This window comes from Ruegeria pomeroyi DSS-3 (genome assembly GCF_000011965.2).
Classification (GTDB): Bacteria; Pseudomonadota; Alphaproteobacteria; order Rhodobacterales; family Rhodobacteraceae; genus Ruegeria_B; species Ruegeria_B pomeroyi.
Map to the genome: position 1 here is coordinate 1348252 of NC_003911.12, position 24247 is coordinate 1372498.

At 62.8% G+C, this 24247-nt stretch carries 23 protein-coding genes and 2 pseudogenes; 11 read left to right on the forward strand and 14 right to left on the reverse strand.

Annotated features, from left to right (window positions below; genetic code table 11):
• Positions 1-411 carry an MAPEG family protein gene (locus tag SPO_RS06535; RefSeq protein ID WP_044028045.1) on the reverse strand — a complete coding sequence of 137 codons (411 nt, stop codon included), beginning with the start codon at positions 409-411 and terminating at the stop codon, positions 1-3.
• Positions 411-1154, reverse strand: a complete 744-nt coding sequence (locus SPO_RS06540; protein WP_011047025.1) for an ArsR/SmtB family transcription factor — start codon at positions 1152-1154, stop codon at positions 411-413. The genes SPO_RS06535 and SPO_RS06540 overlap by 1 nt, the downstream gene beginning before the upstream one ends.
• Before the next feature lie 115 nt (positions 1155-1269).
• On the opposite strand from SPO_RS06540, the gene SPO_RS06545 reads away from it, so the two are divergent.
• From SPO_RS06545 to SPO_RS06565, 5 genes are all read left to right on the forward strand, one after another.
• Entirely contained in the window at positions 1270-2013 is a 744-nt protein-coding gene (locus tag SPO_RS06545) for an alpha/beta fold hydrolase (protein ID WP_011047026.1), read from the forward strand.
• Positions 2013-3005 (forward strand): alpha/beta hydrolase, encoded by a 993-nt coding sequence (locus SPO_RS06550; protein WP_011047027.1) that lies wholly within the window; start codon positions 2013-2015, stop codon positions 3003-3005. The genes SPO_RS06545 and SPO_RS06550 overlap by 1 nt, the downstream gene beginning before the upstream one ends.
• Positions 3005-3433 carry a VOC family protein gene (locus SPO_RS06555; protein WP_011047028.1) on the forward strand — a complete coding sequence of 143 codons (429 nt, stop codon included), beginning with the start codon at positions 3005-3007 and terminating at the stop codon, positions 3431-3433. Before SPO_RS06550 ends, SPO_RS06555 begins: the two co-directional genes overlap by 1 nt.
• A gap of 17 nt (positions 3434-3450) precedes the next feature.
• The gene (locus SPO_RS06560) at positions 3451-4065 is read left to right on the forward strand and encodes a hypothetical protein (protein ID WP_044029111.1); all 615 of its coding nucleotides are present in this window, start codon (positions 3451-3453) and stop codon (positions 4063-4065) included.
• 72 nt (positions 4066-4137) lie between these two features.
• The gene (locus SPO_RS06565) at positions 4138-4842 is read left to right on the forward strand and encodes an alpha/beta fold hydrolase (protein ID WP_011047030.1); all 705 of its coding nucleotides are present in this window, start codon (positions 4138-4140) and stop codon (positions 4840-4842) included.
• Here the strand turns inward: SPO_RS06565 and SPO_RS06570 are convergent.
• Together SPO_RS06570 and phaZ are read right to left on the reverse strand one after the other, a co-directional pair.
• Positions 4833-5417, reverse strand: a complete 585-nt coding sequence (locus tag SPO_RS06570; RefSeq protein WP_011047031.1) for a DUF6151 family protein — start codon at positions 5415-5417, stop codon at positions 4833-4835. The genes SPO_RS06565 and SPO_RS06570 overlap by 10 nt on opposite strands.
• A 2-nt stretch (positions 5418-5419) precedes the next feature.
• A complete protein-coding gene (gene phaZ, locus SPO_RS06575; protein WP_011047032.1) occupies positions 5420-6694 on the reverse strand; it encodes a polyhydroxyalkanoate depolymerase in 1275 nt (424 codons plus the stop codon).
• Positions 6695-6805: 111 nt separating this feature from the next.
• Between phaZ and SPO_RS06580 the strand changes: the two genes are divergently transcribed.
• The 3 genes from SPO_RS06580 (at position 6806) to phaR (ending at position 10005) form a co-directional block, all read left to right on the forward strand.
• A complete protein-coding gene (locus tag SPO_RS06580; protein WP_011047033.1) occupies positions 6806-8608 on the forward strand; it encodes a PHA/PHB synthase family protein in 1803 nt (600 codons plus the stop codon).
• Positions 8609-8739: 131 nt separating this feature from the next.
• Complete coding sequence (locus tag SPO_RS06585) at positions 8740-9186, forward strand: phasin, PhaP (protein ID WP_011047034.1); 447 nt, start codon at positions 8740-8742, stop codon at positions 9184-9186.
• Positions 9187-9447: 261 nt separating this feature from the next.
• Entirely contained in the window at positions 9448-10005 is a 558-nt protein-coding gene (gene phaR, locus SPO_RS06590; protein WP_011047035.1) for a polyhydroxyalkanoate synthesis repressor PhaR, read from the forward strand.
• A gap of 12 nt (positions 10006-10017) precedes the next feature.
• Here phaR and SPO_RS06595 read toward each other — a convergent pair whose 3' ends face one another.
• Positions 10018-11232, reverse strand: a complete 1215-nt coding sequence (locus SPO_RS06595; RefSeq protein ID WP_044028047.1) for a DegT/DnrJ/EryC1/StrS family aminotransferase — start codon at positions 11230-11232, stop codon at positions 10018-10020.
• Positions 11233-11502: 270 nt separating this feature from the next.
• Here SPO_RS06595 and SPO_RS06600 point away from each other — a divergent pair.
• A pseudogene (locus SPO_RS06600) lies at positions 11503-12329 on the forward strand (tyrosine-type recombinase/integrase); the annotation flags it as partial.
• A gap of 104 nt (positions 12330-12433) precedes the next feature.
• A pseudogene (locus SPO_RS06605) lies at positions 12434-13775 on the forward strand (IS91 family transposase).
• Between the two features lie 384 nt (positions 13776-14159).
• Here SPO_RS06605 and SPO_RS06610 read toward each other — a convergent pair.
• Entirely contained in the window at positions 14160-15149 is a 990-nt protein-coding gene (locus SPO_RS06610) for an aldo/keto reductase (protein ID WP_011047037.1), read from the reverse strand.
• Positions 15150-15231: 82 nt separating this feature from the next.
• Here SPO_RS06610 and SPO_RS22460 point away from each other — a divergent pair, with 82 nt between their 5' ends.
• Complete coding sequence (locus SPO_RS22460; RefSeq protein ID WP_011047038.1) at positions 15232-16059, forward strand: LysR family transcriptional regulator; 828 nt, start codon at positions 15232-15234, stop codon at positions 16057-16059.
• Between the two features lie 249 nt (positions 16060-16308).
• Here the strand turns inward: SPO_RS22460 and SPO_RS06625 are convergent, their stop codons facing one another.
• The 8 genes from SPO_RS06625 to SPO_RS06660 all read right to left on the reverse strand — a co-directional run bounded on the left by SPO_RS06625 (position 16309) and on the right by SPO_RS06660 (position 24235).
• Complete coding sequence (locus SPO_RS06625; RefSeq protein ID WP_011047039.1) at positions 16309-17667, reverse strand: glutamine synthetase family protein; 1359 nt, start codon at positions 17665-17667, stop codon at positions 16309-16311.
• Between the two features lies 1 nt (position 17668).
• Positions 17669-18349, reverse strand: coding sequence for a type 1 glutamine amidotransferase (locus SPO_RS06630; protein WP_011047040.1), 681 nt, complete (start codon positions 18347-18349; stop codon positions 17669-17671).
• Positions 18350-18410: 61 nt separating this feature from the next.
• Positions 18411-19751, reverse strand: a complete 1341-nt coding sequence (locus tag SPO_RS06635; protein WP_011047041.1) for a glutamine synthetase family protein — start codon at positions 19749-19751, stop codon at positions 18411-18413.
• Positions 19752-19858: 107 nt separating this feature from the next.
• Complete coding sequence (locus SPO_RS06640; RefSeq protein WP_011047042.1) at positions 19859-20917, reverse strand: NAD(P)/FAD-dependent oxidoreductase; 1059 nt, start codon at positions 20915-20917, stop codon at positions 19859-19861.
• Between the two features lie 9 nt (positions 20918-20926).
• On the reverse strand, positions 20927-21736 hold the full coding sequence (locus SPO_RS06645; RefSeq protein ID WP_011047043.1) for an ABC transporter permease: 810 nt from the start codon (positions 21734-21736) through the stop codon (positions 20927-20929).
• Entirely contained in the window at positions 21733-22620 is an 888-nt protein-coding gene (locus SPO_RS06650) for an ABC transporter permease (protein WP_011047044.1), read from the reverse strand. Before SPO_RS06650 ends, SPO_RS06645 begins: the two co-directional genes overlap by 4 nt.
• An 84-nt stretch (positions 22621-22704) precedes the next feature.
• Positions 22705-23427: a transporter substrate-binding domain-containing protein gene (locus tag SPO_RS06655; protein ID WP_044028053.1), complete on the reverse strand. Its 723-nt coding sequence runs from the start codon at positions 23425-23427 to the stop codon at positions 22705-22707.
• A gap of 31 nt (positions 23428-23458) precedes the next feature.
• Positions 23459-24235, reverse strand: a complete 777-nt coding sequence (locus tag SPO_RS06660; protein WP_011047046.1) for an ABC transporter ATP-binding protein — start codon at positions 24233-24235, stop codon at positions 23459-23461.
• Positions 24236-24247 lie beyond the last annotated feature (12 nt).

Sequence of the window (24247 nt, forward strand, 5' to 3'; positions counted from 1 at the left end):
TCAGCGCGCGGCAAAGATGGCATAGGCCATCAGCAGGGTGCAGACCCAGCCCGCGCTGAACAGGATCGGGCGCAGCGGCATCCGGGCATAGCCCGAGATCATGCCCGCCGCATGCAGCACCCGGACCCAGAAGAAGGCGATGGCGGTCCAGTAGGTGAGCGTCGAGAACCCGTTCATCAGTGCCAGGATCAGCACCAGCACCGCGAAGGGCATCGACTGTTCCAGCAGGTTCAGATGTGCGCGGTGCGCGCGCTGCACCCAGGGGCGCAGATTGGAAATCTGCGCCGGCCGGGCGAACGCCTCTTCCTGCGAGGGATCGGTGGCGATGCCGACCACGTAGGGGATCCAGAGCGAGGCGGCGAGGATCATCAGGCAGGTGAGAATGCCCAGTTCGGTGGGAAAGCTTTCCATCATGCGGCTCCTTTCAGCGCGGTTCCGGTTTCCAGATAGCTCTTGAGCGAGGCGGCCAGACGCGCCCAGCCTTCGCCGATCCCGTCCTGGCCGGCGGCGAGCTTGTAATGTTCGATGGTCAGCTTGCAGATCTCGCCCTGTGGTTCGATCAGATAGACCATTTCCGAGGTCGCGGCACCCGGCCCCATGAAAAGCGGTTCGAAACTCATCTCGATGCGTGATTTCGGATCCAGCCGCCGGGTCACCTGTCGCAGCATGGCGCCCCCGGCGGGGGTGATGAATTCGACCGTCTCGCCGGGCGAGACCTTGCCCTGCACCTCGTTGCAGAGGAAGTGATAGGCGGCCATCTGCTCTGTCTCGGTCAGCGCGGCCCAAAGCGCATCCTGTGTGCAGCGGATGAATGTCTGCATCATGAAATCGGGCTTTCCCATTCTGTTCTCCGTTTCCAATTTCTCTTTCAGCGCGGCCAGCCCCTGTGCCTGCGGTTGCAGGAAGGGCGCCACCCAGCGGTTGATCATGTCCTGCAGGGGCAGGGGGTTGAGGTAATGGTATTTGAACCGCCCCTCGCGCCGGGTGAGGACAAGATGCGCCTCCTCCAGCAGCTTGAGGTGTTTCATGACCCCGAACCGGGTCATGTCGAACTTGCTTTCCAACTCGCTCAGGCTTTGCCCGTCCTTCTGGCGCAGCTGGTCCAGAATGGCGCGGCGGGCGGGGTCGTTCAGAGCTTTGAAGAGTGTGTCCATGTCTGCACTATAGGTGATTCTAAAGTCACGTGACAATATGGTAACGTAATGACCCTTGCACCTGCCTGCAAAGCGTTGGAGGCTTGGGAAAAACGACCAGGAAAGGAAATGCCCGGTGAGCGATACTCTGACAACCGACCGGGGGCGCAGCATCGCCTATCACCTCTCCCCGGGCGATGGTCCCTGCATCGTGTTCCTCGGCGGGCTGAAATCGGACATGGAGGGTACCAAGGCCGTGCATCTGGAGGCCTGGGCGCGTGGGCGCGGGCATGGCTTTCTGCGGTTCGACTACTCGGGACATGGCGAAAGCTCGGGGATATTCGACGAGGGCGCGATCGGGGACTGGCATCAGGATACGCTGGCCGTAATAGATAGCCTGACCGAGGGGCCGCTGATCGTGGTCGGCTCGTCGATGGGCGGCTGGCAGGCGCTGCTGCTGGCGCGGGCGCGGGCAGACCGCATTGCGGGCATGGTCACCATTGCCGCCGCGCCGGATTTCACCGAGGACGGCTGGTGGGCCGGGTTCGACGCGGGCCAAAAGGCACAGCTGGCCGCCGAGGGCCGGGTGGAGCTGCCCTCGGACTATATGGAGCCCTATATCGTCACCCGCCGCATGATCGAGGACGGGCGCGATCATCTGGTGCTGCGTGCGCCGCTGCATCTGCCGTTTCCGGTGCGTTTCCTGCAAGGCACCGCCGATACGGCGGTGTCGGTCGATACAGCGGTGCGGCTTATGCAACATGCCACCGGGCCCGACATGCGCCTTTTGCTGGTCAAGGATGCCGATCACCGCTTCTCGGACGAGACCTGTCTGAAGATCATCGAGGATGCGGTGATCGACGTTCGGGGCCCGGCCTGATGCGGCGCCTGGGCCGCCTGTTGGGCCGCGCGCTGGCGCTGTTGGTGCTGGTGGCGGGGCTCGCCTGGTGGCTTGGCCCTTATGAACAGGTCGATCTGAAGGCACGCTTTGATCCGCGCAAGTTCGGCGAAGGTGTTCAGGTCTATTTCGAAAGCATCGAATCCCGCTTTGCCGATATCACTCCGGGGGTGGAAAAGCGGGTGATCTGGGCACCGGGGGGCTATGAGCGCCGGACCCCTTACGCGCTGGTCTATCTGCACGGGTTCTCGGCCACCTCCGAGGAGATCCGCCCGGTGCCCGATCACATCGCCCAGGCGTTGGGGGCCAATCTGGTCTTTACCCGGCTGCAAGGTCATGGACGTGGCGACGATGCGATGGCGCAGGGCAGCGCATCGGGCTGGATGCGCGACACCGCCGAGGCGCTGGCGGCGGGCCGTGCGGTGGGCGAGCGGGTGATCGTGATCGCCACCTCGACCGGGGCCACGCTGGCGGCGGCGGCGGCGCTTGACCCCGAGATGTCGGCCGATGTGGCGGCGATGATCCTGGTCTCGCCCAATTTTGGGGTGAACGATCCGCTGGCCTTTGTGCCCACCCTTCCCGGCGCGCGCTATTGGCTGCCCCGGCTGATGGGCGATGCGCGCGATGTGACCGGCCCGGATGCGGACAAGAACACCTATTGGACCACCCGCTACAGCTGGTCGGCACTGGTGCCGATGTCGGTGCTGGTTCAGGCGGTCGTCTCGCTGGATTTCGCGCAGGCCCGGGTGCCGGCGCTGTTCTGGTTCTCGGATCAGGATCGGGTGGTGCGCGCCGATCTGACCCGTGCGCTGGCCGGGCGCTGGGGCGGCCCGGTCAGGGTCGAGGCGGTTACCATGGGGCCGGGGGATGATCCGTCCTCGCATGTGATCGCGGGGGACATCATGTCGCCGGGGCAGACAGATATAGCGGTCGCGGGCATGCTCGCCTGGCTGCGCGAACAAGGAATTTATTGATGGACCAACGGGTTAGCCTGATCACCATCGGCGCCGAGGATATCGAGGCGGCTGCATCCTTTTACGAGGCGCTGGGCTGGCGCCGGGTCGAGACACCCGACGGGGTGATCGCGTTCGACCTGATCGGGCAGGTGCTGGGCCTTTACCCGCTGGCGGCGCTGGCCGAGGATATCGGGCTGCCGGTAGGAGAACTGGGGCAGGGGGCGATGACGCTGAGCCATAATTGCCCTGACCGGGAAACGGTTGATGCGCTGCTGAAGCGTGCGCAGACGGCGGGGGCCGAGATCCTCAAACCCGCGTCAGAGGTATTCTGGGGCGGCTATCATGGCTATTTCCGCGCCCCAGACGGCAGCATCTGGGAGATCGCCCATAACCCGTTTTCGGCACTTGGGCCAAACGGCGAGTTTCGCTGGAACGGATACGGCTGATGCGTCGCCCGGGCAGCATGTGGAGCCTTGAGACCCTGGGCCGCGTGCGCCTGTCGCGGCACTTTTTCATGCGCGACTTCCTTTATTCCGAGATCGGCAGTTTTCACGAGAAACAGAACATTCCCGACGACCCCGACCTGGCGATCGAGACCGGGCGGGCCTTTTGCGAAACGCTGATGGACCCGCTGGAGGAGACATTCGGCCGCATCGCGGTGCGATCGGGGTACCGATCGCCGGCGCTCAACCGGTTCGGCAATGAAAACCGGCTGAACTGCGCCCGCAACGATCATCCGCTGGAATGCCATATCTGGGACCGGGGCCGGGGAGAGGCGCGGATTGCCGGCGCCTCGGTTGTGATCCCCTGGTTTGCCGACCGCTATGCCCAGGGGCGCGACTGGCGCGATCTGGCCTGGTGGCTGCATGACCACCTGGAGTATTCCGAGGTCTGGTTCTTTCCCAAGCTCTGCGCCTTTAATCTGGTGTGGCGACCCAAACCGCTGCGCCGGATCGACAGCTATATCGCGCCGCGCGGGCGGCTGGTGGTGACCGGAGAGGAACCGCCGCTGCCACTGGCAGAGCGGCGCGCGGCCTATGCCGATTTTCCCGCCTTTCGCGGCATCGCCTATCCCTGACAGGGCTTGTCGCGCCGCGGAAAACGGCCCATTCTGCCGATGGTTGACGGGTCTGGTGCGAAAGGGAGGTATATGGGCGAGCCGCTGGTTTTCCTGCCCGGCATGTGCTGTGACGCGCGGCTGTTCGCGCCACAACTGGCCGCGCTGTCGCGTTCGCACGCGGTCACCGTCTGCCCGGTTGGACAGGCCGATCAGATCAGCCTGATTGTCGAGGACCTGCTGCCCATCCTGCCCGCGCGTTTTGCGCTGGCAGGGCTCAGCATGGGCGGCATCGTGGCGATGGAGATGATCCGGCGTGCACCCGACCGGATCAGCCGTCTGTGCCTGATGTCCACCGATGCCCAGACCGATACGCCCCAGATCGCCGCCGCGCGCGAGCCGCTGATCATCAGCGCCCGGGTCGGCAAGCTGGAACAGGCGCTGGGCCAGGTGCTGCGCCCCGAAAGCCTGGCGCCGGGGCCGGGCCGGTTGCAGGTGCTCGAGGTGATGCGCCAGATGGGGCTAGAGGCCGGGCCGGACCAGTTCGTGCGCCAGATGCGGGCGTTGCAGCGCCGCAGCGATCAGCAGGGGACCCTGCGCCGGATCAAGGTGCCGACCCTGATCCTGTGCGGCGCCCATGACCGGCTGACCCCGGTCAAGCGGCATGCCTTCATGGCCGATCTGGTTGCCCATGCGCGGCTGAGCGTGATCGAAGAGGCGGGTCATCTGCCCACGCTTGAATCGCCCGAGGTGGTGACCGAGGCATTGCAGGCCTGGCTGGCCGAGCCTCAGCGATAAAGCGCCGCGCGCCTTTCCTTGTCCAGCACTTGTGGCTTGACCACCGGTTCGCCGGTCGAGGTGTCAAAGAACGGCGTCTTGCGCCAGCGCCCCGACAGCCGCCCGGCCAGCATTCGCGTCAGCAGGCCATAGACGGCGGGGGCGATGTTGCGATGTTTGCGGCTGCCATCGGGCTGGGGCACAAAGCCATAGGCGCGGGTTCGACCCAGCGCGTCAGGATCGGCCAGCCGACGCACATTGACCCCGACAAAGGGTTTCTTGGGGGAATCGAGGGTCGTCGCCAGCGGGGTATTGCAGCATTTCGCGTACCAGCGGAACAAGCCCTTGGGTGATAGGCGCATCAGCGCAAGGTGCTCGGCGCCCCGGTCGATCACGAATCCATCCGGGCTGGTCTGAAAAATGTCGACCGGACCCGGGGCCGGGTCTGGCTGGCCGAAGTACAACTCGGCCGCGCGGCAATCGGGGCAGTGGCAGCCGACCCGGGTGCCAGCGCGGACCGCATCAGCGCTCAGATGTCCGGCCAGCGCCCCGCAGTCGCAGGCAAATTCAAGCTCGGTTGCCCGGGCCCGGCCCATGATCAGGCGGCGCTGTTCTTGTTGGCCGGGCGCAGCGATTTGCCCTTGCGGCTGTTGGTGTTCATGAAGTCGATCACCAGCGGCCGGATGTTGTCGCGCCAGCTGCGCCCGGCGAAGATGCCGTAATGGCCCGCGCCCGGCTCCAGATGGTTGGCCTTCTTGCTGTCGGCCAGCCCGGTGCACAGATCGAGCGCGGCGATACACTGGCCGGGGGCCGAGATATCGTCATTGGCGCCTTCGACGGTCATCACGGCGACATCGGTGATCTTGCTGATATCGACCTTGTGGCCATCGACGATGAATGCGTTGCGCGCGATCTCGCGCTTCTTGAACACCCGCTCGACGGTCGAGAGGTAGAATTCGGCGGTCATGTCCATGACGGCCAGATATTCGTCGTAGAACCGGTTATGGGCGTCATGGTCCGAGGCCTCGTCGCGCATGACCCGCTGGATCTGATCGGTGAACGCCTTGGAATGGCGGTCGGCATTCATCGACATGAACGAGGCCAGTTGCAGCAGACCCGGATAGACCATGCGGCCCACGCCCTTGTATTTGAAGCCGACGCGCTGGATCATCGACTGTTCCAGCTGGCCCATGGTGACGCGGCGGCCGAAATCGGTCACCTCGGTCGGGGTGGCGTCGGGGTCGACCGGGCCGCCGATCAGGGTCAGGGTGCTGGGCTGCGCCTTGGGGTCCAGCTCGGCCAGATAGGCGGTGGCGGCCAGTGTCAGGGGGGCGGGCTGGCAGACCGCGATCACATGGGTGTCAGGCCCCAGTTCGCGCATGAAATCAACCAGATAAAGCGTGTAATCCTCGACATCGAACTTGCCGGCCGAGACCGGGATATCGCGGGCATTGTGCCAGTCGGTGACATAGACCTCGCAATTGACCAGCAGGCTCTTGACGGTCGAGCGCAGCAGGGTCGCGTAATGGCCCGACATCGGCGCCACCAGCAGTACCTTGCGCGGTTGTGTCTCGCGCCCCGTGACGTTGATATGGATGAGATCGCCAAAGTCGCGCTCGACCACGGTATTGATCTCGACCAGGTGGTCCTTGCCATCCTCGCAGGTAAAGGTGCGAATGCCCCAGTCCGGCTTGACCACCATGCGCTGGAACGTGCGCTCGGTCACCTCACCCCAGGCGGACATCCAGTTGAAGACGGGGTTCGGAACCATCGAGAACAGCGGGTAGGATGCCATCGAATTGGCGGTCGCCCCCATCCATTGATTGGTATTACGAACGGTTTCCATCCAGTCGTAGGTCATCATGTAACGCATGAAACGGGCCTCCTAAGCCACACCTGGAGATTTCGGACCATTCGTCGCTTTGCCCCCCGCAATGCACGACGTTATTCTGCACAGCAGCGAGGTTAGGGGGGATTCCTTAAAATGACAACAAGTGAAGATATGCCGACGCATTTGACCGGCGAACAATTTGAACAGCTTAAGGAAAACATGACCAAGGTCGAGGAACTGTCCAAGCGGCTGGTCGAGATCATGGCTGGCAAAAAGCCCCATACCCCCGCGCTGGATGCTCCGAATCAAGAGCTTTTTGCAAAGGCAGCAACGGCCTATTGGGCCGAGGCCTGGCAGAATCCCGCCAAGTTGCTGGAACAACAGCTGGAATTCTGGGGCAAGTCGGTGCTGAACTTCGCCGAGGCCCAGCAGGCGCTGATCTCGGGCGGGGCCGAGGGGGACGAGGACGCCCCCAAGGACCGCCGCTTTTCGAACCCGATGTGGGACAACAACCCCTACTTCCGCTTCATCAAACAGCAATACCAGACCAATGCCGCCGCCCTGGCGCAGGCGGTCGCCTCGGTCGACGATCTGCCCGACAAGGACCGCAAGCGGCTCAAGTACTTCTCGCAGCAGATCATCGACATGATGGCCCCCACCAATTTCCTGGCCACCAATCCCGACGCGCTGGAACGCGCGGTCGAGACCGAGGGCCGCTCGTTGCTCAAGGGGCTGGAGAACCTGATCACCGATCTGGAGGCCAATAACGGCGAGCTGGTGGTCAAGCTGGCCGATGAAAAGGCGTTTCATGTCGGCGGCAATATCGCCACCACCCCCGGCGACGTGGTCTATCGCAACCGGATGATGGAGCTGATCCAGTACAAGCCGGCCACTGATACGGTGCACGAGATCCCGATCGTGCTGTTCCCGCCCTGGATCAACAAGTTCTACATCCTCGATCTGAAGGCACAAAACAGTTTCATCAAATGGGTGACCGAGCAGGGGTTCACCATCTTTGTGGTCAGCTGGATCAATCCGGACGCCAGCTATGCCGATGTGGGGATGGAGGATTACATTCAGGACGGGTTCCTGACCGCCATCGACGAGGTCAAGAAGATCTGCAAGGTCAAGCAGGTCAACGCGGTGGGCTATTGCATCGCGGGCACCACGCTGAGCCTGACGCTGTCGCTGATGAAGCAGACCGGCGACAAGTCGGTGAAATCCGCGACCTTCTTCACCGCGCTCACCGATTTCTCGGATCAGGGCGAGTTCACCCCCTTCCTGCAGGACGATTTCATCGACGGGATCGAGGAGGAGGTCACCCGCGAGGGCGTGCTGCGCTCGTGGATCATGGCGCGGACCTTCTCGTATCTGCGCTCCAACGACCTGATCTACAAACCCGCAATCCAAAGCTACATGCTGGGCGAAACGCCGCCTGCCTTCGATCTGCTCTATTGGAACGGCGATGGCGCCAACCTGCCGGCCAAGATGGCGGTGCAGTATCTGCGCGGCCTCTGCCAGCGCAATGAATTCGCCGGCGAGGGGTTCGACCTGATGGGCCACACGCTGCATGTGCGCGATGTGGATGTGCCGGTGATGGCAATCACCTGCGAGACCGACCATATCGCTGCCTGGAAGGACTGCTATCGCGGGGTGCAGAAGATGGGGTCGCGCTCGAAAACCTTTGTTGTGTCCGAATCCGGCCATATCGCGGGCATCGTGAACCCGCCCTCGAAGAAGAAATACGGCCATTACACCAATCCCGACCTCAAGGACGACGCCGCCACCTGGCTGGCCGAGGCCGATTTCAACGAAGGCTCCTGGTGGCCGATGTGGGCGGCCTGGCTGAAGCCGCGTGCGGGCAAGCAGATTCCGGCGCGTGACCCCGGCGATTCGCAGCACCCCAGCCTGTGCCCGGCCCCCGGCACCTATGTGGTGGCCAAGGCAAGTACCTGATTTCTCGTCATTTCCAAACTTTTTCTGCGGCGCAGCATTATTTTTCTTGAAATGCTGCGCCGCAGAAAGCATATTCCTCTCAAGCCGCAGGAAACGGGGTGGGCCCGGACCCGGCAATGAGGATTGAGACAATGGCAAAGACCCAAGACTTTACCGCGATCATGAAAGACATGATGGGCGCATTCCCCGTTGACACCAAAGCAATGGAAGACGCGTTCAAGTCGACCGCAGCCCTGAACGAGAAACTGTCGGGCGTCGCTCTGGAAGCCGCCGAGAAATCGGCCGAGATCTCCAGCAAGTGGACCAAGGAAACCCTGGCCAAGCTGAGCGACATGTCGAAAGCAAAGGCAGAGCCGGCAGACTATGCCAAGGCGATGACCGATTTCGCCAGCGCATCGGCTGAAGTTGCCGCCGAGAACATGGCCGCCTTCGCAGAAGTCGCCAAGAAAGTGCAGATGGACACCGTCGAGCTGCTGATGGCTGCTGGCAAGGACATCACCGAAGATGCAACCGCTGCCGTGAAAAAGGCCACCAACGACGTGACCGCCGCCGCCAAGAAGGCCGCAGCCGCGAAGTAAGACGACAGGCGGGGCGCACCGCTCTCCTCCCCCCTTGGTGCGATACCGCAGGGCAGGTCGAAAGACCTGCCCTTTCTTGTTGCGGGGCGCCGTTTTCCGGCCCGGAAAACGGCCTGGAAAATTCGTCGAATTTTCCCTCCCGGAATTTGTGCAAATTCCGGGGCCGCCTCTGGGGCGGCGGCATGCCGCGCCGTTTCTCTTTTCTTTTGTTCTGCGCTCGCATAGGCTCGCTGCAATGCGACAATAATGGGGAGTAACGTCGTGGCCGAACAGGAAAAACCGCTGCTGATCAAGCGTTATGCCAGCCGGCGTTTGTACAATACCGAGACCAGCGACTATGTCACACTCGAGGATATCGCCGGTTTCATCCGGGCCGGGCGCGAGGTTCAGATCGTCGACCTCAAGACCGGTGACGACCTGACCCGGCAATATCTGCTCCAGATCATCGCCGAACATGAAAGCCGCGGCGAGAATGTGCTGCCAGTCAACGTCCTGAACGATCTGGTGCGCAGCTACATGGTGCCGGGCGGCGGCATGATGCCCCAGTTCCTGCAAAGCTCTTTCGACATGCTGCGCGAAAGCCAGTCCAAGCTGATGGAGAACATGAACGCCATGAACCCGATGGCCCAGATGCCGGGGTTCGAGGCGCTCAAGGCCCAACAGGAGGCGTTCATCCGCGCCATGACCGGCGGGCTGGGCAGCACCTGGAGCGGACCGGGCAAGGAAGGCGAGGGCGACAAGGGCGAACAGGGCGAGGACCTGGACGACATCAAGAAACAGCTTGCCGAGCTGCAGCGCAAACTGTCCAAGCTCAGCTAAACGCCGCGCGCCTCAGGTGCCATAGGCGCGCGCGGGGCCGGTCACCTCGGTCATCGCGGCCAGCAGGATATCGGCCACAACATCCAGCTCGGCGCGGCTCAGCCGCACCGGCAGCCGCACGTCGCAGGCGCGCATCAACATGGCGCGGGTCTGCGGCAGTTCGGGCACCTCACCCAGAAACTGCCAGTTCCAGAAGGCGCGGGCATTGTCCTCGCTCAGGCCAAACACCTGCACCTTGACCCCGCGCCGATCCGCAGCGGCGGCAAAGGCGCGGATCTCGGCCTCGTCCAGCCCGACCAGGTTGAACTGGATCGAATCCGGGGCGCGCTGTTCGGGCGCCAGCGGGGCGGGGACGTCGATAAAGGGCGAGGTGTTCAGGCGGTCGGCGACATAGTCATGGTTGACCAGCCCGTCACGCACCCGCCGCGCCAGTTCGGGGATTTGCGGGCGGATCACCGCGGCGCTCAGGTTCGACATGCGCAGATTGTAAAGCGGCAGCTTGTTCTGCCAGCGGGCAAAGGCCTCGGCCAATTCGGGCGAGTTCTGCCCCTCGGGACCCTTGTGCTTCTTCCAGTTATGCTCGTAGGCGCCCGACATGATCACCGCGCGCGCCACCAGATCGGCGTCGTCAGTGACCAGGATGCCGCCTTCGCCGGCGTTGATCATCTTGTAGGACTGGAACGAGAAACAGCCGACCCGGCCGATGGTGCCGATATTGCGCCCGTGCCAGGTGGTGCCCAGCGAATGCGCTGCATCCTCGACCACCGGGATGCCGCGCGCATCGCACAGCGCCATGATCGCGTCCATGTCAGAGGTATGGCCGCGCATGTGGCTGATGATCACCGCCTGCACATCGCTCAGCTTGGCCTCGAAATCGGCCATGTCGATGCGATAGTTGGCGCCAACCTCGCACAGCACCGGCACGCAATCGGCATGTACGACCGACGAGGGCACGGCGGCAAAGGTAAATCCCGGGATCAGCACCCGCGCATCGCGCGGCAGGCCCAATGCCTTGAGCGACAGGAACAGCGCCGCTGAGCAGGACGACACCGCCAGCGCGTATTTCGACCCCAACAGGTTGGCGAACTCGGCCTCGAGCAGCGCAACCGGCGCATCCTGCGGCGCGGTATAGCGGAACAGGTCGCCCGATTGCATCAGCGCGTCGATGGCTTCGCGTGCTGTGGCGGGAATGGGTTCGGCGTCGTGAACGTTGGGTGGCAGTGTCATATTTGGGATTCCCGAATTCAACCTTTGGGAATTGTAAAACAGTTGCGTAACAGAACCAAGAAGATCCTGAATGGACATACAGAATTCCGCCGCGCAGGAAGAATGGGTTCCGCAGATCGAGTTGGTCCGCTGTGCGGGACGAGGACGAAGCCGCTGGCGCGGCAGGGCGCTTGTGGTGAGGGCGGCGCGGTGATCTGACCACGGGGATTTTGGAGATGGGCTTTTCTGTCTGACGATTGGGGTCTCTCAATCAACAGACAGGAGGGTCCCATGGTGGACACCAAGACAACACCGCTGCGTGCGCGGATGATCGAAGATATGCGGATCAAAGGGCTGGGCGAAGGCTCGCAGAAGGCGCATCTCAGGGCGGTTCGATATCTTGCCGAGTTCCTTGGGCGGTCGCCGGACACTGCGACGCCTGAAGACTTGCGCGCCTATCAGCTCCACATGGTCGACACGAACGTCACCCCATCGACCTACAACGCGCGACTTGTCGGGCTGCGGTTCTTTTTTGAAACGACGTGCAAGCGCTCTGAGAGGAAGGACTGCCTGCATTTTCGCACGGAGCCGCGCAAGCTACCCGTGGTGTTCAGCGCCGAAGAGGTGTCGAGATCCTCAGGGTCGCGCCTGGGCCGGGGCTGACGTATCGGGCGGCACTCAGCATTTCCTATGGCACCGGGTTGCGTGCGTCGGAGGTCTGCAATCTCAAGGTCACCGATATCGACAGCGACCGGATGCCGATCCATGTCGACCGGGGCAAAGGCGGCAAGGACCGCAAGGTGATGCTCTCGCCAGGACTGCTTGGCTTGTTGCGGGATTATTGGAAAGAAGCGCGACCCGATGGCTGGCTGTTCCCAGGCAAGCCCCGGATCAACCCGCTCTCACCCCGGCAACTCCATCGCGCCTTCAGTGCAGCCAAGCACCTGGCCGGGATCAAGAAGCCGCGCAGCCCGCTGCATGGTTTGCGCCACAGCTTCGCGACGCATCTTCTGGAGGCGGGAACGGATGTGCGCGTGATCCAGGTTCTGCTCGGCCATGCCAAGCTGAGTACGACGGCGCAATACACCCATGTGGCGACCAAGCCCCCTCTCGGGACATCGCTGCGCAATGCCCTGTCGGGCGATGGATCCGCGACACCGACAGCCCCTACGAGGTGCTTGCGCAGCTGCGGGACCGAAGGTCGGAGTGACGACCGCGGGCATTGCCGCGCCCGAAGCTGGAGGTTGCTGACATCTTTCAAATCCATGGCCCGGCGTATCGGCGGGCCAATGCAGGGCATCTGACCCTGGCGCAGTTGAAGGTCATGTCAGCGATTGAAGCCTGCCGAACGGAGGCGCTCGGCGGGCATGTGGCGGCCTGCACCAAGTGCAACCACCAGCACATCGCCTACAACAGCTGCAAGATACCATTGCCCGGCAGGCGATTTGGCAAAGCCAAATCTGCCGAGAGGGGGGCATTGCCCGAAGTGTCAGGCACCGGCGGCGCGCGACTGGATGGCGGCCCGCGCTGAGGATCTGCTGCCCGTCGAGTATTTCCACGTGGTGTTCACGCTGCCAGCCGAGATCGCACGCATAGCGCTTTGGAACAAACGGGCGGTCTATGGCCTGCTATTCAGGGCATCGGCGGAAACGGTGATGACCATCGCCGCTGATCCCAAACGTCTTGGCGCTTGCATCGGCATGACCAGCGTCCTCCACACCCGGGGATCGGCGCTGACCCATCACCCGCATATCCACATGATCGTTCCAGGCGGTGGCCTGTCCCCGGACGGCACCCGGTGGGTCGCGTGCAAACCAGGGTTCTTTTTGCATGTGCGCGTGCTGTCGCGGTTCTGCGCTACAAATGATCCCCCGGATCATTTGCTTGACGCTTGAACTCCGGCGGTTGCTTGTCAAAGGCCTCATGGCTTTGCACCGTGCAGGACAGCTGAGGTTCTTCGGTGATCTCACCGAATTGGCAGAGGCCAGTGCTCTCGCCGAATGGCTCACGCCGCTGCGCAAAACCGACTGGGTGGTCCATGCCGCCCCGGGGCTGCGCCCGTTCAGGGCTGAATTGATCCACTGGATCAATTCCTGGCCGCCCTTCACCCCTTCGGCGGACCGGAGGCCGTGCTGGCATACCTGTCACGATACACCCACCGCGTCACCATCTCGAACCGTCGCCTCGTCAGCGCTGATGCCAACACCGTGGCGTTCAAATGGAAGGATTACAGGATCAAGCGTGGTGACCGCATGAAGGTCATGCGCCTGCCAACCGAGGTCATCCGCCGCTTTCTGATGCATGTGCTCCCCGACCGGTTCCATCGTCTCCGCCACTACGGCTTCCTTGCAGGCAGTAGACGCAGAGCGAAAGTCGCCCAAATCCGTGCGCTTCTTGGAGCGACCAGATCGGCCGAGCCAGACCGGCCCGCAGATGATCCCCCGGCACCCCTCACTTTACGTGAGCCATGCCCCGACTGTGGCGGACAGATGCGCATCATCGAGACCTTCCGGCGTCGCCAAATCCCCCGAACCCGAGCGCCACCAAGAAAGCGGGCCGCATGATGAACCGCCCATCTTTTGCGCCTCCTCAGGTCCGACACGCAACATGCCGGTCAAAGGCAAGCTTTGGCTCAGTGCCATCAATGCGTCGCGATGGAACGCAGGCCGCCGCAGCAAGACCGAAAAACGGGCCCGGTCCTAAACCCAAGACATCGACGCTACGCCTCCAAACTCGGAAAAATCCGCGAAACTCCAACCGATATCAGGGACTGGGGCCTGTACTTTCCCCATAGCACGGCGCTTGCGTCCCGCCGCTTCCACCTTGTCAGATTTGTCAACGCGGGCCTGACCGCCCAACACAACACTAACGCACTGCCCCGCATCCAAAAATCTTAGACAAACCGAGCTTTCGCTGCGGCTGCGCAAATGTCGGATTCCAAGCCTTGTTCAGCGCGCGCGATCAGGCGTGTCATCAGGTTCTCGTTCGACCAATGCCTCGACCTGAACGACCACATCATCTGGAAGCGCGCCAAAAGCAAGTGCTCCGGCGAGGCCTTCGATCTGCTTCGCTGTTCGTGCGCCAGGTATGGGGATGTTCGCGCCCTCTTGCGCCCAGATCCAGCCGAGCGCGCCCTGTGCCAAGGTGCGCCCGTCCGTCGTTAACAACGCTCGGATCGCATCAAGCTTTGCCAAAAAGGTTGGGTTTACCTGACCGTTTGCGAAGTAATCAGTTCTAGGGTTTGACGTTGCCCGAATATCGTCCTTGCGCATGGCGTCACCGGCACCATAGTTCCCTCCAAGTAGTCCCATCGCCAAAGGCGACCGGATGAGGGCGACCAGGTCTTTGTCGTGGAGTGCCCGACGCATTCTCGGCGCATCGAGAAGCACATTCATCGCGTGTTCTACGGCGACAAATGCGGGCCTGTCCGCAAAAGCCACGGCGCTTTCTGAAAAATCCGTGCTCCACCCGTAGGAGCGCACTTTTCCCGCTGCACAGGCTTTTTCGACTTCCTCGAATAGCGCCTCCGCCTTCGGCACCGATAGAGAATTGAGGTGCAGTATCAACACGTCAATCCTGTCACGTCCAAGTCTGGCCAGGCTTCGGTCGATGGCGGGCAGGACGCTTGCGGGATCATCCTCGTTTTCCGTGAGCTGCTTGCTCTCTTCGATGATTCCGGTTCCGAACTTTGTCGCAATGATTGCTTCAGGCCTGCCCTTCAAGGCACGTGACAGGATGCGCTCCGCATGGCCCGCGCCATAAGCGGGCGCTGTATCAAACAAGGTGATGCCTGCATCAAGCGCCGCGTGAATGGTGCGAATGGACTCGTCGTCATCGACATTGGTGTAACCGAGCGGTTGATCACCTGCGAACATCGCGCCCCCTATTGGCCAACAGCCCATGCCCAATGGGAGAATATCAGTATCCAGAAACTTCATGTCCCGACTCCCTTAAAGCTTGCCCTCGATGAAGCCACGAATTCTTTTCGGAATCCATGAAATGCAATGTAATGGTCATTTCATGAATGAAACGAACTTTGACTGGGATGACCTACGGCTTTTTCTGGCCGTGGCGCGTGAGGGCGGCCTTGCTGCAGCAGCTGCTTCAACAGGAAAGAGTGCTCCGACACTGGGGCGACGTATGCTTAACCTAGAGCGGCGACTGGGGAGCGACCTGTTTCAACGTATGGCGCGAGGGTATGCGCTCACGGAGGACGGTCAACACCTGCTTGCGAAAGCCGCACGGCTTGAGAGCCTTGTTCTGCCCATAACGGCAATCGATCCGGAACAGGCCATACCTGTCGTTAAAGTCTCTGCCGGAAGCTGGGTGACGCATCTGCTTTGCGCGAATGTGTCCGAAATTATTGGCTCAGACCGCATACGGCTTAGGTTCATCGCCTCTGATGACGTCGCTGACATTGGACGACGCGAAGCGCTGATCGGAATTCGAAACCATCGACCGGAAGGGTCCGGGCTTGCCGGGCGCAGGATAACGCGTGTCCGTTTCGCTGTTTATGCGAGAAATCGGAAAGTAAACACGTGGGCGCGTGTCATAGCAACGACGCCTTCCGCAAAATGGGTGCGGGAAGAGGCGCGGACGGCAGACGCGATTGAGGTGACAAGCCCACGAAATGCGCTTGATCTAGCATTGGCTGGGACCGCGCGTGTTGTGCTACCCACTTTCATTGGCAGCCAGTTCGACACCCTGAAACAAGTGTCGCCTTTGATCGGAGACCTAGAACACGAGCAATGGCTTGTGACGCATCACGAGGACAGATTTGTACCTCAGGTGCGCAAAGTCATTGATCGGATTTATCTGATCCTGAAACAGGCCAAAACATCGAGTTGAGGTCACAGGGCTCGTTGCCAGCAGCAGGAAGCGGACATCGGCGCAATCTGCAGCATCGGTGGCTCTGGGCTCGAAGCGGACCAAAGCGATGCGCGGGTACCGCCAAAAAGATGGGAAGGGCAAGCCCTTCCCCATCACTGAGAGAGTGGTTCGGGTCACCCCGGGGTGCCGTGTCCGAAATGCCCGGAAATGCCGAAGGCAGGCCCGGGCATATCCGGTTCATGTCGTTCGAGAACGGATCGCCGCCGCTTAGACGTTCATCAGCAAGTGTTCGCGTTCCCAGGGCGAAATCACCTGCAGGAACTCGTTGTATTCGGCGCGTTTCACGATGCTGTAGACGCGCGCGAATTCGGGGCCGAGCACCTCGTGCAGGGCCTTGGCCTCGTCGAACAGGTCCAGCGCGTCGCCCATCACCTGCGGGATATCGCCCTCGCCGACATAGGCATCGCCTTTGAACTGCTTGCGCGGGCGCAACTCTTCCATCAGGCCCAGATAGCCGCAGGCCAGCGAGACCGCGATGCCCAGATAGGGGTTGCAGTCCATGCCCGCCAGCCGGTTCTCGATCCGGCGCGCGGCTGGTCCGGACAGGGGCACGCGAATGCCGGTGGTGCGGTTGTCGCGGCCCCATTCCAGGTTGATGGGCGCGGCGTGGTCCTTCACGTAGCGGCGGTACGAGTTCACATAGGGCGCCATCACCGCCAGCCCCGAGGGCAGGTGGTTCTGCAAACCGGCGATGAAGTGATAGAAGGCGTCCGTTTCGCCCCCCTGCGGGCCGGAAAAGATGTTCTCGCCGGTCTCCATGTCCACGATCGAATGGTGGATATGCATGGCGCTGCCCGGCTCGTTCTCGATCGGCTTGGCCATGAAGGTGGCGAAACAATTGTGGCGCAGCGCCGCCTCGCGGATCAGCCGCTTGAAATAGAACACCTCGTCGGCCAGCCGCACCGGGCTGCCGTGCCGCAGGTTGATTTCCAGCTGGCCGGCGCCGCCTTCCTGAGTGATGCCGTCGATCTCGAAGCCCTGCGCCTCGGCAAAATCATAGATGTCGTCGATCACCGGGCCGAACTCGTCGACCGCGGTCATCGAATAGGCCTGCCGCGCGGCCGCGGGACGGCCCGAACGGCCCATCATCGGCTCGATTTCCTTGGCCGGGTCGAGGTTGCGGGCGACGAGAAAGAATTCCATCTCGGGCGCCACGACCGGTTTCCAGCCCTGCGCATGATAGAGAGAGACCACCCGGCGCAGCACGTTGCGCGGGCTGAACGGGATCGGATCGCCGTCGCGGTCATAGGCGTCATGGATTACCTGCAGCGTCCAGTCGCCGGTCCAGGGCGCGGCGGTGGCGGTCGAGTAATCGGGGCGCAGGATCATGTCGCGCTCGATAAAACCCTCTTCGCCGGCGGCATCGCCCCAGTCACCGGTGATGGTCTGGTAAAAGATGCTGTCGGGCAGGTGGAAATAGTCCTGCCGTGCGAATTTGCTGGCGGGAACCGCCTTGCCGCGGGCAATGCCGGGCAGGTCCGAGATGATGCATTCCACCTCGTCCAGGCGGCGGTTTTCCAGATAGGCCTGTGCGGCCTCGGGGAGATTGTCTGTCCAGTCGGCCATGTCAGGCCCTCGCTTTCTTGTAGAAATCCGCCATGCGTTTGCCGATGGCGGGGCTATCGAGCGGGCTGTCGAGCCGCGCGGTCGCATCGTCGAGCACGGTGTCGGGCACCACGCCGCGGCCACGGGTCCGGATCAGCCCGCCGATAAAGTCGTTGTCGTATTCGGGATGCGCCTGGATGGTCCAGATCGTGTCGCCATAGGCGACCATCGCATTCCGGCAGAAGTCGTTCGAGGCCAGGACCTCGGCGCCTTCGGGCAGGGCGACGACCTGGTCCTGATGCCAGGCGTTCACGGTCACCCGCTCGCTGCCCATATCGTATTCGGTGGGGCCGATGGCCCAACCGCCCTGGAATTTCTCGACCTTGCCGCCCAGGGCCTGGGCGATGATCTGATGGCCGAAACAGACCCCGATCAACGGCTGGCCCTGATCGCGGATCTGACGGATCAGCGCCTCGAGCGGCGGGATCCAGGGGTGGTCTTCGTAAACCCCGTGGCGCGAGCCTGTGATCAGCCAGCCATCGGCGGCATCGGCACCGCTGGGAAATTGCCCGTCCACCACCGAATAGGTTTCGAATTCAAAGTTCTGCGGACCCAGCAGGCGGACAAAGAACGCGTCATAGTCGCCGGTCGCATCGACAAGCGTGTCCGGGGCGTGGCCAGTCAGGAGAATTCCGATTTTCATGTGTCACCAGTCGTGTGTGTTGCCGGATCGGGGCTCCGGCAGTGCCCATGTCGCGATCAGGTCAGACCGTGTCCAGATAGACTTCGGTTTTTTCCTTCTCGGTCAACTCCTGAAAGTAGCGGAATTCCTGCCGCTTGGTCATGACAAAGTTGCGGATCAGCTCGGGCGCGAAAATCCGCGCGACGGCCGGATCGGATTCGAAGGCGTCGATCGCCGTGTCCCAACGGTCGGGGATCTGCGCCAGGTTCGCCTTGTAGGCATTGCCCGAGATCGGCTGCGGCGGCATCTGGCCATCCTCGATCCCGTTCAGGGCGGCGCCCAGAACCGCGGCGATCATCAGATAGGGATTGACGTCGCCGCCCGCGACCCGGTGTTCGATCCGGCGCGCGACCGGGCTGCCCGAGGGGATGCGGATGGCGGCGGTGCGGTTTTCATAGGCCCAGGCGACCCCGGTGGGGGCATGGGCATTGGGCACCAGCCGGGCATAGCTGTTGTCATGAGGGGCAAAGATCAGCGTGCTTCCGGACATTGCGTCCAGACAGCCGCGCACCGCATGCAGCATGGTGTCGCTGCCGCGCTCGGTGCCATCATCAAAGACGTTGTTGCCATCCTCATCCAGCACCGAGAAATGCATATGCATGCCCGATCCGGCATAGTCCTCGTAGGGTTTGGCCATGAAGCTGGCGGCAAATCCGTGTTTGCGGGCCAGCCCCTTGACCAGCATCTTGAACAGCCAGGCATCGTCGGCGGCGCGCAGGGCGTCGTCCTGATGCATCAGGTTGATTTCGAACTGGCCGACACCGGCCTCGGAAATGGCGGTATCGGCGGGGATGTCCATCACTTCGCAGGCGTCGTAGAGCTCGGTGAAGAAATGATCAAACTGGTCGAGCGCGCGCAGCGACAGGATCTCGCCCGCCTTGCGCCGCTTGCCGGACCGGGGCGATTGCGGCACCTGAAGGTGGCGACCGCTGTCGTCGATCAGAAAGAACTCCAGCTCGACGGCGACAACGGGTTTCAGCCCGCGCGCCTTGTAGCGTTTGACAACGGTGTTCAGCGCATGGCGCGGATCGCCCTCATAGGGGCGGCCATCTTCGTGGAACATCCAGATCGGCAGCAGGCCGGTGGGCGTGTCGAGCCAGGGCATCGGCATGAAACCACGCTCGGTCGGTTGCAGAACGCCGTCGCGGTCACCCGAGGCCAGCACCAGCGGGCTGTCCTCGATATCCTCGCCCCAGATGTCGAGATTCATCACCGACAGCGGAAAGCGGGTGCCGCCCTCGATCGCCTTGTCGGCAAAGCGTCCGGGCACGCGCTTGCCGCGCGGCTGGCCGTTCAGATCGGCCGCGGCCACACGAATGGTTCTTACCTGCGGGTTCTTCCGCAGCCAGTTTTTGGCTTGCATGGGCCCTTCTCGCGCACTGTCTATTAGATTTGATCAAATTCTTACTACTAGCAAAGGGGGGCTGGCAAGCGATATTTCCGAAAGGTTTTTTGCGGCAGCTGGCGGGCTCAGAACAGCCGTGACGGACGATAGGGCGCCAGCAGCGGGTCGCTGTCCTGCTCCAGCACCTCGCGCGCGACCAGCTCGCCCACCAGCGGGCCCAGGGTGACGCCGCTGTGCATGGTGGCAAGATACAGCCCCTCGCTGCCGGGTACCGGGCCGATGGCGGGAAGACCGTCGGCAGGGACCGGGCGGGTACCCAGTGCGGCCTGTTCCAGCTGCAACCCCTCGACACCGGGCAGGCGGTTGCGCAGGCGGGTCATCAACTCGTCGATCAGGCCGCTGGCAAAGTCGAGCGTCTCGGTGGCGATGCCGCCCGAGAAGATCTCGCCCAGATAGAGGCGGCCATCGCTGGCCTGGCGGAAATGGATGTCCGAGGACATGATGATGCGGCTGATCACCGGGGCGATGGGCGCGGTGCGCAGGATCAGGCCGGGCTTGTTCTGCATCGGCAGGCCGGTCAGTGCGCCCGAGCGGATGCCGGCGGCAACCACCACCAGATCGGCGGCCATCGGGCAAAGGTCGGTGTCGATGCCGGTCACCCGCTCGCCCCGGCGCATCAGCCCGGTCACCTCGCGCCCAAGGATCAGGCGGGCGCCATTTGTGGCCGCACGGCGCAGCAGGGCGCGGGCCACCTTGTCGGGTTCGGCGGCCCCTTCTGAGGGGCACCAGATCGCCCTCTCGGGCGGGTTGGCGACGTTGGGCTCCAGCCGGGCGAAATCATCAGCGCCGATCAGGGTGACGTCATAGCCCCAGCGCGCCATGGCCTCGAGATGGGTTTCAAAGGCCTCGCCCGCGTCTTCCCACCAGATACAGCCGTTCCAGGTGACCGCGTCCGACAGGTCGAGCCTGTCGCAGAGCGCGCGAAAGCGCGCGACCGCGGCCAGGCGAAAGCGGAAGTAAGTGTCGTCTTCCGACGCGGCGGCGTTGATCCAGCCAAAGGACATGCCCGAGGCGCCCGCACCGGGACCGGCGCGGTCAATCACCGTGACACGGGCGCCGCGCGCGGCCAGCTGATCGGCAATGGAGGCGCCGACGATCCCTGCACCGATCACCACGACATGCATGAAAGCACCTTAGCGAGCGAGGTTGAGGCGGAAGCGCATCTTGGGGCGCCGTTCCGCCGGCAGGTGACGGTTGAGCCTGGTGTTAATCACCCCGAAGATACCCACCACGGCCAGTGTCAACAGGATGAAATAGAAGGCCAGGATAGGGTAGGGGACAAACGGGTTGAAGGTCTTGTCGGCGAAATAGCTGGCGTAGTACAGCGCATCGCCGCGCTGTTGCCAGGCCGGGAAGGCCGAAAAGAAGACCAGCGTGGTGGCGTGAAACAGAAAGATCGCCTCGTTGGTATAGGCGGGCCAGGCCAGCCGCATCATGGTCGGCCAGATGATGCGGCGAAAGCGGGGCCAGCCGCTCATGCCATAAGCGTCGGCGGCCTCGACATCGCCCTTGGGGATCGCACGCAGCGCGCCATAGAAGATCTCGGCCGAATAGGCGGCGGTGTTCATGAACAGCACGATCAGTGCCCCCGCCCAGGCCGAGGTCAGCAAGTCGAACATCGGATAGCTCTTCTTCAGCGACAGGAAGAAGAAATAGGCAAAGAAGAACTGGATGAAGAGCGGCGAACCCCGGAACAGGAAGATGAACCATTCCGCCGGTTTGCGCGCCCAGGGGTTGGCCGCGCTTTTGCCCAGTGCCAGCGTGACGGCCAGGAAATAACCCGAGACCAGCGCCAGCAGACCGAAATAGATGTTCCAGATCATGCCCGAACCGATCAGCGTGAACTGCTCGCACAGGGTGAAATCGGAGCGGGGCAGCAGCCGCTCGCCGATGCCGATCGAACGCAGGCCGTAATCCTGGATGGTGTCGATGCAGGATTTCATGCCGTGGCCTCCTTGCGCAGGGCCTCACCGCCGGTGGTGGCCTGGCCGTGGCTGAGGCGCACGGTCAGCCGCTCGAGCAGGATTTCCGAGATACGGGTGAAGCTGAGATAGAAGACCAGCAGGAACAGGAAATACCACATGCGCCAGTCGCCATGGGGGTAATCGGTGAATTGCGAGGTCTTGGTACCGCCGATCTCGCGCGCCCAATAGACGATATCCTCGATCCCCAGCAGGAAGAGGAGCGGGGTTGCCTTGATCAGGATCAGCCACAGGTTCGACAGGCCGGGCAGCGCATAGATCCACATCTGCGGGACCAGGATGCGCCAGAAGGTCTGGCGCCGGGACATGCCATAGGCGGCGGCGGTTTCCAGCTGGGCATGGGGCACCGCCCGCATGCCGCCGCGCAGCACATTGGCGGCAAAGGCACCGAACACGATGGCAAAGGTGATGACGGCGAGGAAGAAGGAATAGGTCTGGTGCACCCATTCCGCGGCCCGGCCCAGCGGCATCTTGGCATCGGGGCAGACGAGGAAGTCGTTGCCCTGCCGGATCGGATCGGTCCAGTCGGGGCACAGGACCTGGTGGCGGGTCCATTCGAACGCCTGATCCAGCGCGATCACGAAGAACAGGAAGAACGCGATATCGGGCACGCCACGCATAATCGCGATATAGCCCTCGCCCAGCCAGCGCAGCGGCGGCAGCGTGGCGCGCGTGGCCATGGCCCCGGCAAAGCCGACCGCCAGCGCCACCGGGGCGGTGACCAGCAGAAGGACCAGAACCTTGATGAAGGACATGTAGAAGGACAGGTGCACGCCGTTGGTCAGAAAGCAGGAGAACCAGCGGACCGTGTCCAGCGTATCGGGATCGGTGCAGTAGGAGAACATCGGCGGGCCTTTGCGGGGCAGGGCGCGGCAATGGTGGCCGCGTGGGATCGGGCCTGCCGCCAACGGCAGGCCCGCCCGCAGGGTTTATTCGTAAACGGCGGCGTCTTCGCCGAACCATTTCTTGATCATGGTGTTCAGCGTGCCGTCCTCTTTCATCGAGGTGATGGCCGCGTCGAACTTGCCGCGCAGCTCGCCGTCGCTTTCGCGCAGACCCATGCCGACACCGCCGCCCAGCGGCACGTCATCGCCCACGAACATCAGCTCGCCACCCGATTCCGCGACGATCGGAACCAGATAGTCCCGATCGGCAAAGACCGCATCGGCCTCGCCGTTACGCACGGCGGCGATGGTTTCCTCGGGCGTGGCGAATTCCACCAGGGTGGCACCGCTTTCGGCGATGTATCCGGCCTGGATGGTCGCGGTCTGGGCCGCAACGATGCCCGACAGATCGGCCCCATCAGAGGTGGCGACATAAGACGAGGCGGTCGGCGGGATATAGTTCTGGGTGAAATCGATCACCTCGTCACGCTCGTCGGTGATCGACATGCCGGCGATGATGGTGTCGTAGTTGCCCGAAACCAGGTTGGGGATGATCGAATCCCAGTCGTTCTTGACCCATTCGCAGGTCAGGCCGGCGCGCTTGCACAGCTCGTCGCCCAGCTCGCGCTCGAACCCGTCGACCTCACCGGCATCGTTGATGAAGTTGTACGGAGGATAGGCGCCTTCGGTGCCCATGCGCACGGTATCGGCCATGGCCATGCCGGCGCTCAGCGCCAGCGCGGCGGTGGTCAGAATCAGTTTCTTCATTGAGAGACTCCCATTGTCGTTGGTGTTTCGATTATGCGGCCTTGGTGACGGAAAGAAAGCCCTGCAAACGCTCGGATTTCGGCGCGGCAAAGATATCTTCGGCGGTGCCCTCCTCCTCGACCAGCCCCTGGTGGAGGAAGATGACATGGGACGAGATATCGGCGGCCATCTTCATGTCATGGGTGACCAGGATCATGGTGCGGCCTTCGGCGGCCAGGTCCCGGATCACCTTGATGACTTCCTGCTCCAGTTCGGGGTCAAGCGCCGAGGTCGGCTCGTCAAACAGCAGCGCCTGCGGCTCCATGCACAGGCCCCGCGCGATGGCCGCGCGCTGCTGCTGGCCGCCCGACAGCTGGGCCGGGTAGTTGTCGCATTTGTCGCCGATCCCCACCTTGTCCAGATAGCGCCGCGCGCTGTCCTCGACTTCGGCCCGGTCGCGGCCCAGCACCTGGATCGGCGCCTCCATCACGTTTTGCAGGATGGTCATATGGGCCCACAGGTTGAACTGCTGGAACACCATGCTCAGGTTGGTGCGGATGCGCAGAACCTGTTTGGCGTCGGCCGGGCGGCGGTGGCTGCCGGTGCCGGTCCAGCGGACCGGTTCGCCGTTGAACAGGATCTCGCCCTGCTGACTGTCCTCCAGCAGGTTGCAACAGCGCAGCAGCGTGGATTTCCCCGATCCCGATGAGCCGATCAGCGACACCACGTCGCCGCGATGGGCGGTGATATCGACACCTTTGAGGACTTCGAGCTGGCCAAAGCTCTTGTGCAGGTTCTTGATCTGGATAACGGGGGCGGCTTCTGTCACGTGGTGTCCCGG